Consider the following 12,381-nt stretch of genomic DNA (forward strand, 5'->3'; position numbering starts at 1 on the left):
ATGTAAATAATGAGTTATAATTGTTTTAATTCTTTATACCCATTACTAAAGTAGTGAGAATGAAAAGTTGTGCACTCATTCTTAATACATTGAATAATGCAATTTCTGTCATTTTTTAATATTCATTTGACATCAGATGTCATACTACCTTATTATCAATACTATTGGAGAAAATTTTTTAAGGGGAGACATCATGGTAAATATTTTAATAGGAATTTTAGGTTTTTTTCTCGTTCTCGGCTTAGCATACCTTATTTCCAATGATAAAAAAAATATCAACTATAAAGCGATTGCTATTATGGTTGTCTTACAGATTATCATTACTTTATTCATGTTCCAAACAACCATTGGTTTAAAGTTAGTTGAATGGATTTCTAATGGCGTTACAACTGTTTTAAATTTTGGTTATGAAGGTATTGATTTTGTATTAGGTGGCTTGGTGCAAGAAGGACAAACAGTCTTTTTTATGAATGTACTTATGCTCATTATTTTTACTTCAGCATTATTATCCATTCTTACTTATATTAGAGTTTTACCTCTAGCTATAAAGTACATTGGTGGGTTTTTAGCGAAAATTACCGGTTTATCAACAGTAGTTACATTCAATAGTATTAACTCCATTTTCTTTGGCCAAAGTGAAGCATTGTTGGCGATTAAATCACATTTGGCAAAAATGAGTGATAACAAACTATTTATTATTAGTACATCAGCAATGGGGAGTGTATCAGCTAGTATTATGGGCTCTTACATGACAATGGTTCCTCCTCAGTATGTTTTAATAGCGATGATTTTGAATTCGCTTTCAGGCTTGATTATCGCGACAATGATAGCTCCGATCAAAAACAACGAAAAAGAAGAAATTGATGTAAAAGACGTAACGGGGTCAAAATCATTATTCGAAGCGATTTCTAACGGTGCACTTGATGGCGGTAAAGTAGCTTTAATCGTTGCAGCTATGCTTGTTGCCTATATTGCGTTAATGGCTTTACTTAATGCCATGTTTGATGGAATATTTGGTATGGATCTAACAACAATACTAGGTTATATATTTGCTCCTATTGCCTGGTTGATGGGTATACCATCAAATGAAATTATTACAGCAGGATCCATTATGGGAACAAAACTTGCTACAAACGAATTTGTTGCAATGTTACAATTCCAACCACTTATTGGAGAGCTTTCAGAGAAAACAGTTGCGATTATTTCAACATTCTTGATTTCTTTCGCTAACTTTAGTTCAATTGGTATTATTAGTGGTTCGATTCAAGCTATTAATGGTGAAAAAGCGGCAGTCGTTGCTAAATTTGGTTTGAAGATTCTATTAGCAGCAACCATGGCATCTACCTTAACATCCATTATGGTCGGTTTATTTAGTTAAACACGAAAAAAAGGCATAGCGATATATGCCTTTTTTTCGTGTTTAAATCATGAGTTTGTTCAACTGAACCTATACTTACTTTGATTAAATGTAAGATTACCGCCCTAAGTGCTTATGATAAAAAGATAAAATTGACCAGATGAGTATAGGTAGTGCAAAAGCACCTATAAGCATATAAGCGAGCGTTTTAATTGCATCATTTGGGCCACTTCCATATAACAGAAAAATTGTCAATGCAGCTAAAAATAATAGGATTATTGTATTTATGAAAAATACACTTCTTTGTTTCCCTTGTACTTTCCATTTATTTGATTGAATTTTCATTGCTGTCCAAACAGCTGGTACTGCTATGATCGTTAATATTATTGATACAACAGTGAGTATATTTGCTATCATTCCAGTTGTAAATATTGTACCCGTCCAAGAACTTACTGCAAACAACACTAATGCTCCTATTCCCCACCTTGCCGTGTTACTTAAAGATTCTTCATGTTTTTGGGCAAGTGTTTCCTTATCTGAATAAATTGGTTCAGTACCAGGATCGGCGCGAAATAAATGAATACCTGCTTCTGAGTAAACGTGGTTCCAACCTGCGTCTTCAAAATAGCTTAAGTATTCCTCTTCCTCATTTTCTTCTACTGTACGGTAATCAATGCTGTATACATACTCTTTTTTCTCACCTTTCACCAATGTATATCCCATGAAACTTAGCTTTTTAACATGCCACCCTTTAAGAGACTGCTGCCTCAATTTCTCCATATCTTTACTTTCTGCAAATGCTAATCCACCAGACATCATATACTTTGTTTTACTCATTGTCCATTCCTCCCAATCCTTCTTCAGCTAATTGAACCATTAGCTTTCTCACATTCATTTCATCTTTTAATACCACTTTACCTTGATTAGTCAATTCATATACTTTTCTTCTTGAATCCGAACCGTCCTGCAAATAAATCCATTCTTGTTTTAAGAGCTTCTTTATAATCGTATACATCGAGGCTGGTCCAATGGCTATTCTCCCCTGTGTAGTCTCTTCGATCAAAGACATAATTGCATATCCATGCCTTGGACGGGTTAGTGCCGTCATAATATAAAACATAGAATCGGTTATCTGCCCTTCTGATTTCAATTTACATCATCCTTAATGTATTCTTTTTTGATATATCATAAATGGATATATTCATAATATATCATTTTGTGATATAAGTGTCTATAGTTATATCATAAAATGATATAATTTTTATAAAAAAAAAAGCTTCCTTCAACATAAAGAAGCTTTCTAGTCAATATTAACAACGAACATATCTTTGCAATTTTAATTTCTTTTACCCATACATTGCACATTACTTCAAAGGATATACCATCAACCAATTACTATCCTTATTCATTTTCCTCACTTTCGTAAACCCAACTTTTTCATAACAAGCAATAGCACGATGATTGTTTGTCGCAGTATCTAAAATAACCATCTTTGCTTCTGTTCTTTGCGCAATGTATTTAACAAATAGTTTCACCATTCTTGTTCCAATACCTTTTCCGAAAAGCATTGGTTCACCGATGAACTGATCGATTCCATAGATCAGTTCATTGTCCCCAAATCCAAAATATTCATTTTCATTATCTACCTGATAATACTGCATAAATCCAATCGGTTGATCTTTGAGTTCTACGATAAATGGCAGGACATTAATTTCGCCGTCTATACGAGGACCGTATTTCTCTTTCACCATTTCTAGAGAAAAAGGTTCATTAACATCTCCGTAGAATGTCAATACTTCTTTCGTACTTAACCATTTCCTCATATACAGATAGTCATTTTTAGACATTTTTCTTATATATAAATCATTTTCCTTCAACATGAACTCTCCTGTTCAAGATATAGAGTGACCTCTCGCACGCATAAAAGCAGATATGTTTGAACCACCAACCTACCGAATAAGAAAAGTCTCCCCTTGGAAAAATAATCGTATCTTAACTGTTCCAAAGAGAAACAACTGAAATTCCGGTTATTTATTCACATGTTTATCCGTACACATACCCACTTAATAGGACGGAATTTTCAGTTAATAAATTACACACTATTTCTTAAAGTCCTTATCTATCAAAGGTTTACCATCTGGATCAAGCATAACAGTTAATCCACTGACCGGACCTGCATAATGGAACATATACATCACTCCGGTTTCATTATCCCGAATAATCTTAAAATTTTCTATTTTCCCTTGAGAATAAATTGTTTGAAAACGTTTATTATCCATCACTCAACGCTCCCTACATCTTTTTTAATGAAGTTCCTCTGGGGTAATGTAGCTCTAAATAAGTTTCATTAACTTATTTTTACCATAAAACCACCTACTGAACAATGCACATTTCAAAGCATTTTTACTTTAGAGATTAAATCAAAAATTTTTATAAATAATTCTGAATAATAATGAGTTACTCCTTTAAAGTGATATAGCAGTCTAAATTATTGTTATTCTATTCAGTTAAAGACCAAACAACGTCTGTATTGAGTGAAAATACAAATTACCTAAAAAAAAAGCTTGTTAACTTCGAAAGCTAACAAGCCAAAAATGATCCTAATCTGGTTTTCTTTTTTGATCTTTATTTCGTTTATTCCCCTTACTATTATCACCACTTATTGCGCTTTGAGTTCCTTGCGGTGAGCTTTGGTTCTTACTGCCGTTATTAGGTACTTTCGTCAAACTACATCACTCCCTTCTATTAAGGAGTATTGTGGACCTTTCGAGAAAATTCTATTCAAAAAAAGAATCCAGTCACTCCCAATCCCTCCTCTTATCAAATCACGGGGCAAGTAATTCCATATGTATAATGATATTTAGTCACCAATAGTTAAAGTTCGCTTCCTAACTGAATGAAAAGAGTAGACTTCCTTTGTGGCTTTTAGGAATCGGCTTTGTTCTTTTATTCAATAGTATCTAATTGGTGTAGAGATCGGTCGGTCTTTCGTTTTCAAATCTTGTTCCTATTTTCTAGCTTAAATGAAATAACTTCTAGCGTGTTATCGAATTTTATTATTGGTCTATTGTTTTTTTGAATGATAGCCAGTGTTTTCTTCCTCAAAGCAAGAAAAACAAATCATTTTACCATCATCTTCAAGAACACCACCTAAAAAACCACCATGACAATAAATCCCCTCACCACAACTACTACATATACCAAGATACTCTTTTTCCATAATACCTCCTTAATATAAGAGTTCGACCTTTTTAGAACAGACTTTAAAAAACTTTATATTGTCTTTTATAGATACAGTTCAATCAAATGATTTCAATTAAAACTTATTGTTATATATATTTAGACAACAGGCAAACATATTCCCTCAAGTTTGAGGGTACTGATGAGATTTTTAGGCAAACTTAAGGTTTTTGAATTTTCAATAAGAAGAAATGAGTAAACATCTGGAAAAGTAAGGGGAAATTTATTTAAGTATAGAAAAAACGTATATTACCTACAAAGAACACGAAAATAAGCCCGGAATAAACATGTTAAGTAATTTTTAAAAAGCTACGTGTAATGCTTAGTTCTATTTTGTTAATAAGGAGGGCTTATCGACTGTTTCGTAACAATTAAAAATAACTTTGCAACGTCTCATCTCCAATCTCAGAGATGTGTGAAAGTTGTATCATTTTTTATAACCCGTGCTTTTAATATTTTTAAAATGTTGGGCTCGCCATTTACTTTGTTCGTCCATTACTAAATCAATTATAGTAATAGTCTTGAAAATAATAAGTAAGAAACCTCATTATCTAAAATGAAGTTTCTTTACTTTACTATACTTAAATGCTCATTACGCCACCTTTTGATGCATTTGTTACCAGTTTGGAGTACCTTCCTAACCAGCCATTTTTAATCTTTGGTTCAAATGGTTGTAATGATTTTTTTCGGTTAGCTAATTCTTCATCAGATAATTTTACGTTCATCGTTCTGTTAGGTAAGTCGATTACAATGATATCTCCATTTTCAATAAGTGCGATTGGACCACCCTCAGCGGCTTCTGGAGAAATATGACCAATGGAAATTCCGCGTGATGCTCCGGAAAAACGACCGTCTGTTAGCAAAGCAACTGAACTACCTAATCCTCGACCCATAATGGCTGAAGTTGGTGCTAGCATTTCCGGCATTCCTGGACCACCTTTAGGTCCCTCATACCTGATGACAACAACATGGCCTTCTCTTACAGCTCCATTATCGATTGCTTGTTGTGCTTCTTCTTGTGACTCAAAAACAATTGCTTCTCCTTCGAACTCTTGAATCGTTGGGTCCACTGCGCCGACTTTGATGACAGCACCTTCAGGGGCGATATTTCCATATAAGATGGAAAGGCCACCAACTGGGCTATAGGGATTATCCTTAGGACGTATAACCTGTTCATTAGTAATGTCATGTCCACTTACCAACTCACCCATTGTTTTACCTGTAATCGTTATTCTCTCTGGATGAATGGCATTTGGAATTTTCGTTAATTCATTAATGATTGCACTAATGCCCCCAGCTTTATTAATATCATCCATTGAATAATCTGACGCTGGCATAATTTTTGCTAAATATGGAACACGGGTAGCGATTTTATTAATATCTTCAAGATTATAATCAATACCAGCTTCATTTGCGATTGCCAAAGTGTGAAGCACTGTATTAGTCGAACCACCCATCGCCATATCTAAAGCAAAGGCATCATCAATGGCTTCTTTCGTAATGATGTCACGTGGTTTCACATCTTCTTCAATCATGCGAACTAAATGTTTAGCAGCTTCATAGATTAACTCTTTTCGTTTCGCACTTGTTGCGACAATCGATCCGTTACCGGGAAGAGCGACACCTAGCATTTCCATTAAGCAGTTCATTGAATTAGCTGTAAACATCCCTGAACAAGACCCACATGTTGGACACGCATTATTTTCAATATCATTGAACTCTTCTTCTGTCATTTTTCCTGACTTAAAAGCTCCTACTCCTTCGAAAACAGATGTTAATGAAAGTTGTTTTCCGCTTGCACTCGTTCCTGCTTCCATCGGCCCACCTGAAACAAAGACGGAAGGGACATTTGTACGCGCGGCTGCCATTAACATACCAGGAGTGATCTTGTCACAGTTTGGAATATAAAAGACGCCATCAAACCAGTGGGCATTAATAACGGTTTCTGCACTATCAGCAATTAGCTCTCTGCTAGGTAAGGAATAACGCATACCAATATGCCCCATGGCTATTCCATCATCAACACCGATTGTATTAAATTCAAAGGGAATGCCACCTGCTTCAATGATTGCTTCTTTAACCACATCTGCAAATTCTCGTAAATGAACATGTCCAGGAATAATATCAATATATGAATTACATACACCAATAAATGGTTTCTCTAAATCTTTTGCTTTTACTTTTCCTGTCGCATATAAAAGACTACGGTGAGGAGCTCTATCTACTCCAAGTTTAATCGTATCGCTTCTTCTCATTTACAACCACACCTTCAATTTTCATTATTTTGATTATTTGTATAATGTATTGTAAAACGTATGTTGTCTGCTGTCAATAACGTTGTTAGACAAAAAAGAGCATCTTTTATAAAAAGATGCTCTTTTTTGCTTTTTTATTCAATTCCTAATTCACTCATTGCATGTAATATATGAATTTTCATCGCACTTCTTGCTCCCTCAGGGTTACGATTCTTCATAAAATCCATAATCATTTGATGATCATTCAATGTATCTTTAATTGCAACTTCTTTTTCGACTGATAAAATCACCCCTTTATCGATGGCTTGATAAATGACAGGCATGAGCTTTTCCATAAATTCATTATGGGTCGCTTTAACAATTGATTGATGAAATTTCTGCTCTTCAGCCGTTCGATCTTGCTTCTTTTTAATCTTCTCTTCAATTTGTAATCCATAATCGATAATTCTTTTCATTTCTTGGTCACTTGCACGAATGGTCGCATAGTATGCAGCTTCTGGTTCAAATATTAAGCGCATTTCATACAAATCTTTCGCATTAATTTTTGCATCTGTAAGCAATCCGAAATGTTGCATATGGTCAATATCCAAAGCTTCTTTTATAAAAGTCCCTCTACCTCTTTTGATTTCGACAATGCCATTTGTAACAAGGATTCTAATCGCTTCTCTTAAAGTAGTTCGACTAATATTCAATTCTTCCGATAATACATTTTCGTTAGGTAGCTTATCTCCAGGTTGAAAACGTTTCTCAATGACAATCATAGAGATAATGTCATCAGCGATGGAATCGGATAATCTTTTTTGAGTCATATATTTGTCCACACCTTATTTAGTATTAATATAGAATATAGTGTAAACGATCATTTATGTAAATGCTTATTTTTTGCGAAATGAAAAACCATGAATGCTGTTGGGTTATAAAAAAGTTTGATCAAATGCACGTCTTATTATGTTAATTTCCCAAATATAAAAGAGCCTGTTTTTGAAAAAAAGGTTGATAAAAACAGGCTCTTTAAACATTTTACGAAGACGATTTTTATAAAAAAAGTTTGATTATTTTCTACCTTTGTTGCTCAACAATCGCGCCCGTTTGCGGAAGATTAAATTAATGATTTTCTTTTGCTTTTAGTTGCTTCACTGGTGCACCAATTACTTAACCTTGTCATTCAAAATCCTTTTACGGCTAATTCATCGTTATCTATTCCTCTTACAATAATTTCGTATGTTTCATCTTCTTGAAGTAAGTTGGGTAATTTATTTGATTCTATAATTGCATTAGCATCTTTAATCAATTCACTTAAATGTTGATCATTATCTAAATCTGAATCTTGTATAGAAGTTTTTAAAATATATTTTATAGGTTTAGGATTGAAATCTATTGCTATACCAGTATATTGAGTATAATTCACTTTTAATTTTTCATCTATTTTTGAAACAACTCCTATCCATTTATTCTCAGGGTGACCAACTTCAACAGCAGATGAATTAAAATTAAAGACATTGGCATTTTCTCCATTCAGAAAAGAAAGAAAAACGATTAAAAAAATAGCTATTAACACTTCAATAGTGTGTTTTCTTTCTTGTTTTTTAAGCTCAATTATTTCTTTATATTTTTGTTGTACTCTTCTCTTTTTTGAATCAATTCTCATAAGAAGACTCCTTAAGGGTTAGAATTTAGAACCTAATTAATTATTGTGACCATTACAATCATGCATATAATATCATTAATATCCAGCCTCAAGGAAAGCTCCTTCCCTTAATGGCCCTTACACGAGAAAGAGACGTATCTAAATAAACGTAGCCGATTGCTTAATAACAATTATTTTAAAATTCGCAATATAACTCAATCCTTTTATTCATTAAATAAGGCGTATTCCTTGCTCAAGAAATGCGCCCTTTAGTTGAAGAAACTTTTATCACTCTTTTTTCTTTCAATTAATGTCCAAACTACATATATCAAAAAAGACACACCAACCACTATCAAGAATCCATTTGTAATCACGTTAAAATCTAATTCATTTATCGTTTTAACTACTTCACCGTTTTCCCCCATATGATGTATGGTCCATCCGTTATAATCAAGGAAAAAGTATGATAGTATGATACCGATTACTAATCCGCCTAATAATGAAAACCAAACTTTCATATAAATCACCCCTCTTCACTTAAAAATATATTCCACATATTTTTTTCAATTCCTCTTCAACAATCCTGCCCTTTAGGTCAATTAAAAATGCGATACCTCATTATTGAAGTATCGCACCCTTTTGTAGAATAATCTAACTGTATATTATATAAATGATGCGCAACTTTTCTTAAAAATCATCACATTAAACTATTCTTTATTATTATTTGAATCCATTATTGAGCCAATTATTATTCCAATAAGCATTCCTATTCCAGGTCCAAAAGCCCAAGTTAGTGGAAATTCAAAAAACATTCCAACAATAGATGAAAATACAGCGCCTCCAAGCAATCCGAAAGCAACTCCAAAACCCACATATGAGTTCCTATCATTATTATCCTGTTTTTTATTAATATTATTTTTGTCAGTCATATTTAACCGCCTTCGCCCGACCATAACTTTCACTGTTCACTTTTCTACAACTGCGCTAAAGATTTGTACAACAGTATGGAAGCGAATCTAGCATAACCTTATTCAATAATTGCGCCCTATTGAGGAAGATATATTTATTCAATTTTTAGGGCAGGCTTAAAATATTTTTCTACATCTTTAATATTATTAGTACGTAATATCTTTCATACGAGGACGGTTTTCTATACTTTGTATACTACTTTTCTAGCTAATTAAGTTTTCTTTAAAAAGTTAGATCATCAATTTCATTATTACGATTTTCCCAGTCGCGAGTTATTTTCATCTCGTTGTTAGTTTTGACTGTTATTTCTCCTTTTCTATCTATAGATTCTTCAGAACCATTATCGGAAAAAATTAAATGTAATGTATATTTATATTTTTCTGACTCTTCTTCCGATTCGACTTTTTCAAGAGTAACATCATCTAAAGCGATGCTGTTATTTGTTTTAGATGCAACTTCAGCAGGTATATCGAAAGCTCTATTGGCAAATTGTTTCTCATATTCTTCATCAGATAAGAAAGGTTTCACTTTTTCCCCTATTTCATCAGCAGTAGGGGGGTTTTTAGGATTTTCGATTGTATACTGGTAGGATTTATATTGACTTAAAAATTCTTTAACTTCTTTTTCATCTGCGTTACTGCTGCTATTACTATCTTCTGAACATGCTGAGATAAAAAACAAACACATAAATGTAACTGTAAATAAGATGATTCGTTTCATATTGTTCATTCCCTCCTTTTACACTAATTATATACTAAATTAGGAATAAAAGGATTATTATATCGAGTAGTACCAGCGAAGCTGACATCACCCGCAATAAGGGAATGTCAAGGGTTATATTACGTTGTTTAAGTTAAATGCTTGAAATACACATCCCCCCTCCTGTAGGATGGGGTAACATAAAGTTGCTAAATGAAGATTCTTTATAAATTTAAATCTAATTCATTTATAGTTTTAATAACTTCGCCTTTTTTCCCCATATGATGTATGGTCCACCCGTTATAATCAAGAAAAAAGTAAGAAAGCATGATACCGATTATTAATTCGCCTAATACAGAAATCAAAACTTCCGTAAAAATCAGCTCCTTTCACAAAAGAACACAATTCTTACTTCAGAAAAGCGCATGTTTGAAAAGCTTTTATTTTTTTAAACTATCAAATAAAACATAACCAGAAACAATCCCAGCTGTTGTTGTCAATGTAGTATCACCTAAAAAGATCAACTCTTTTGCAAATAACAAATTCTCAAAAGAAGTAGATAATGACAAAATTGGTATCATTGCTATATATAGTGATGGTATTCCAATTGCGGCAACCTTAATCCAATCAAATGACCATTGCTTTTTTTCTTTAATCTCTATAATCAATTTAGGCAATCGTAATAACAATCCGATAGCAATAGGAAATATAGTAGCAAATATTAAAAAAGGCAACAGATTAAACGAATTTCTAAGTTCTTCATGTAACCTCACTTGATACTTCACTCCTAAGTAAAAAATAAATCCCATAACAACTGTGGAAACGAAATAAAATAAAAATCTTTTAATCTAACCCCCCCTTTAACCTTGCTTTACTTATATATACGAATAGCTATCCGATTTTATTAAGCTTAACTGCACCCATTTATTTAATAAGCCTTATTCAATTAAATGGCCCGATTCTGATACAACTTTGCCATTAAAGCGCCCGATCGTATTATTGAATATTATCTATTGACGTTATATGATTGATTCCTAACAACTACAGTTTCGGGTACAAAACGAATGAAAACATTTTCAGGATCTTGATTTTTGAATCTAGCATCCCACTCCTTTTCTTTTGAACCTAAATATTTAGAAAATAACCGTTTTGCTAAATTAGAGTTAAATGGCTCTACGGTTGCTTTTCCTCTAAAACCTGCATGTAATACCTTCCCTGTAGCCGGATCAAAATCAACAATACCGATAGCACAATTCGGATTTTCGTCTATTCTTAATGGAAAAGTATCTACAGGAGTTCCTATAATCCAAAGACATTTATCTTTCCAAAAAAACCAAACGGGAGATTCTCTTGGTCCTTCGGATGAAGCCGTCGATAGATGAGCAAATAATGGTTTCGTTAAGAATTCATCCAAATCAAAACTCCGTTTACCCCTTATAATCTTCATTTATTCCACCTCTTAATTATAGATAAGCGACCTTTGATTGAACAAAGGAACCTTTAAACTAGCATTCATAATCCATTTTTTGGAAATTCATATATGTTACCATTTGTATCTTGCATAAATGAATCAATATCTTTAAACCCAACTTTTCTATATACTTTTATCGCTCTTTGATTAAAAGTTGCCACTGATAAAGTAATTTTATCTGGTGTAAATCTTGATTGGACAAAATCAATACCTGCATTGAGAAATTCTAACCCTCAACCATTTCCAGTCAAACCTGGTCTCATTCCTAAACCTATATCATAAATATTAGCAGCTACTTTGCTAACACTGAAGAAACCAATAATTTCATCCTCTTTCAAAACTGCAAACATAGGGTTACCTCTTGTTTCTGGGTCTAAAAATTCAGCTAAATCTTCTTCATCAGCTTCCATATCATAAAAAGAATATTCTCCATCATAGTGCCATTTATGTGCAATATCTTCAGCTTGTTCCTGAGTCATATTCTCAAACTTATAAGGCATAAGTATCACCTCTCCCTTTACCCCTGTTCCCCTTGTTCAACTCTCCTTCCCGTTTGCTCAATACCAATTATTTCAAAACCATTCGCTCAACTCAATCTTTTTTTTGTTGACGTTTACCTTATTTCAGATAAGCGTCCGATTCTGGAACAAGTATTTTGGATAATTTTAAATAATTATTGATTCATTACGGCGTAACCAATCCATCCGATTAGTAAAATGTTCGGGGAAATCAATAATGCTGATAGCCACCTCATATTTTTTCT

General features: G+C 33.1%; 15 protein-coding genes and 1 pseudogene. 1 reads left to right on the forward strand and 15 read right to left on the reverse strand.

What is annotated here, in order from left to right; translation table 11 throughout:
- Nucleotides 1-193: 193 nt before the first annotated feature.
- A complete protein-coding gene (locus LCM23_RS07960) occupies nucleotides 194-1,378 on the forward strand; it encodes a NupC/NupG family nucleoside CNT transporter (RefSeq protein WP_224936456.1) in 1,185 nt (394 codons plus the stop codon).
- Between the two features lie 96 nt (nucleotides 1,379-1,474).
- Here the strand turns inward: LCM23_RS07960 and LCM23_RS07965 are convergent, their stop codons facing one another.
- The 15 genes and pseudogenes from LCM23_RS07965 to LCM23_RS08030 form a co-directional block, all read right to left on the reverse strand.
- Nucleotides 1,475-2,194 (reverse strand): DUF2812 domain-containing protein, encoded by a 720-nt coding sequence (locus LCM23_RS07965; protein WP_224936457.1) that lies wholly within the window; start codon nucleotides 2,192-2,194, stop codon nucleotides 1,475-1,477.
- Nucleotides 2,187-2,507, reverse strand: a complete 321-nt coding sequence (locus LCM23_RS07970) for a PadR family transcriptional regulator (RefSeq protein ID WP_224936458.1) — start codon at nucleotides 2,505-2,507, stop codon at nucleotides 2,187-2,189. The genes LCM23_RS07965 and LCM23_RS07970 overlap by 8 nt, the downstream gene beginning before the upstream one ends.
- Nucleotides 2,508-2,721: 214 nt before the next feature.
- The gene (locus LCM23_RS07975; RefSeq protein WP_404826586.1) at nucleotides 2,722-3,237 is read right to left on the reverse strand and encodes a GNAT family N-acetyltransferase; all 516 of its coding nucleotides are present in this window, start codon (nucleotides 3,235-3,237) and stop codon (nucleotides 2,722-2,724) included.
- Between the two features lie 219 nt (nucleotides 3,238-3,456).
- Nucleotides 3,457-3,636: a DUF6440 family protein gene (locus LCM23_RS07980; protein WP_224936460.1), complete on the reverse strand. Its 180-nt coding sequence runs from the start codon at nucleotides 3,634-3,636 to the stop codon at nucleotides 3,457-3,459.
- 321 nt (nucleotides 3,637-3,957) lie between these two features.
- Nucleotides 3,958-4,083 (reverse strand): hypothetical protein, encoded by a 126-nt coding sequence (locus tag LCM23_RS25845; protein WP_263624165.1) that lies wholly within the window; start codon nucleotides 4,081-4,083, stop codon nucleotides 3,958-3,960.
- Between the two features lie 338 nt (nucleotides 4,084-4,421).
- Nucleotides 4,422-4,577 carry a hypothetical protein gene (locus LCM23_RS07985; RefSeq protein ID WP_224936461.1) on the reverse strand — a complete coding sequence of 52 codons (156 nt, stop codon included), beginning with the start codon at nucleotides 4,575-4,577 and terminating at the stop codon, nucleotides 4,422-4,424.
- Between the two features lie 601 nt (nucleotides 4,578-5,178).
- On the reverse strand, nucleotides 5,179-6,852 hold the full coding sequence (ilvD, locus tag LCM23_RS07990) for a dihydroxy-acid dehydratase (protein WP_224936462.1): 1,674 nt from the start codon (nucleotides 6,850-6,852) through the stop codon (nucleotides 5,179-5,181).
- A 134-nt stretch (nucleotides 6,853-6,986) separates the two neighbouring features.
- Nucleotides 6,987-7,661, reverse strand: coding sequence for a FadR/GntR family transcriptional regulator (locus tag LCM23_RS07995; protein WP_224936463.1), 675 nt, complete (start codon nucleotides 7,659-7,661; stop codon nucleotides 6,987-6,989).
- Nucleotides 7,662-8,017: 356 nt separating this feature from the next.
- Nucleotides 8,018-8,500: a hypothetical protein gene (locus LCM23_RS08000; RefSeq protein ID WP_224936464.1), complete on the reverse strand. Its 483-nt coding sequence runs from the start codon at nucleotides 8,498-8,500 to the stop codon at nucleotides 8,018-8,020.
- A gap of 248 nt (nucleotides 8,501-8,748) precedes the next feature.
- A complete protein-coding gene (locus LCM23_RS08005) occupies nucleotides 8,749-8,997 on the reverse strand; it encodes a hypothetical protein (protein WP_224936465.1) in 249 nt (82 codons plus the stop codon).
- A 189-nt stretch (nucleotides 8,998-9,186) separates the two neighbouring features.
- Nucleotides 9,187-9,408, reverse strand: a complete 222-nt coding sequence (locus LCM23_RS08010; RefSeq protein WP_224936466.1) for a hypothetical protein — start codon at nucleotides 9,406-9,408, stop codon at nucleotides 9,187-9,189.
- Nucleotides 9,409-9,670: 262 nt separating this feature from the next.
- Nucleotides 9,671-10,168: a hypothetical protein gene (locus LCM23_RS08015; protein ID WP_224936467.1), complete on the reverse strand. Its 498-nt coding sequence runs from the start codon at nucleotides 10,166-10,168 to the stop codon at nucleotides 9,671-9,673.
- A 419-nt stretch (nucleotides 10,169-10,587) separates the two neighbouring features.
- A complete protein-coding gene (locus tag LCM23_RS08020; protein ID WP_224936468.1) occupies nucleotides 10,588-10,920 on the reverse strand; it encodes a hypothetical protein in 333 nt (110 codons plus the stop codon).
- A gap of 233 nt (nucleotides 10,921-11,153) precedes the next feature.
- Nucleotides 11,154-11,594, reverse strand: coding sequence for a pyridoxamine 5'-phosphate oxidase family protein (locus LCM23_RS08025; protein ID WP_224936469.1), 441 nt, complete (start codon nucleotides 11,592-11,594; stop codon nucleotides 11,154-11,156).
- 65 nt (nucleotides 11,595-11,659) lie between these two features.
- Nucleotides 11,660-12,118, reverse strand: a pseudogene (locus LCM23_RS08030) (GNAT family N-acetyltransferase).
- Nucleotides 12,119-12,381: the final 263 nt, after the last annotated feature.

Origin of the sequence: Cytobacillus kochii, from assembly GCF_020171845.1 — a bacterium.
Taxonomy (GTDB): Bacteria; Bacillota; Bacilli; order Bacillales; family Cytobacillaceae; genus Cytobacillus; species Cytobacillus kochii.